The organism is Pseudomonas sp. 05T35 (assembly GCF_056396605.1).
This window is the reverse complement of the sequence record NZ_JBFTLU010000864.1, coordinates 1-645: the sequence shown is the minus strand read 5'-3', so window position 1 is coordinate 645 and position 645 is coordinate 1. Positions and strand designations below refer to the sequence as shown.

The window sequence follows — 645 nt, the reverse complement described above, 5'->3', positions numbered from 1 at the left end:
CCGTCAACTCGTGATGATTCGCAAAAAGCGCCAGGCTGCCCTTGCCGACCGCAAGCCCCGGAGAATGAAATGAACGATTTTCCTCCATTGACGCGCTATCTCGCCCGCTACTTCCCGGTCTTCATGGGAGCGATATTTGCCTCTGTCTTCACCCTGGTCTTTGCGGTCCCGTTGTTTTTCGAAAGCTATTTTCAGAACCTTTCCATGGCCGACAGTGCCAAGTACACCTTCCTGGGTGGCATCGCGCTCACCCTGGTCATCGTGCACTGTAATTTCATGATCGCGCGGGGGCATCCGAATTGGGTACGGCCGCTGGTGGCGCTATTGGCCATTTGTTTTCTCGGAGTATTGYCCGCCATCGCATATGGGCCGCACCCTCTGATTTATGCCGTGACTTTGCTGTTTCCGCTGCTGGCGCTACTGTTGCTCAACAGCAAACGCCACCGCGAAATGCGCCAGAAGCTGCTCGAAGTGCGCCATCTGCGCGAAGCCGTGATTGCCAAGCACAACGCCCGTTGACTGGATAGATTGCCGCCGCGTGCCAGCGATGGAGGTAACCCGTGGGACAAGCGTGAACAGGCCAAGGCCGCGGCGTTTGCCCGTAACAAGCGTGAACAGGCCAAGGCCGCGGCGTTTGCCCGTAAC

At 57.8% G+C, this 645-nt stretch carries 1 protein-coding gene; it reads left to right on the top strand.

Annotated features, from left to right (window positions below):
* The first annotated feature begins 69 nt into the window (after positions 1-69).
* Positions 70-519, top strand: coding sequence for a hypothetical protein (locus AC1DH9_RS30350; RefSeq protein ID WP_477809481.1), 450 nt, complete (start codon positions 70-72; stop codon positions 517-519).
* Positions 520-645: the final 126 nt, after the last annotated feature.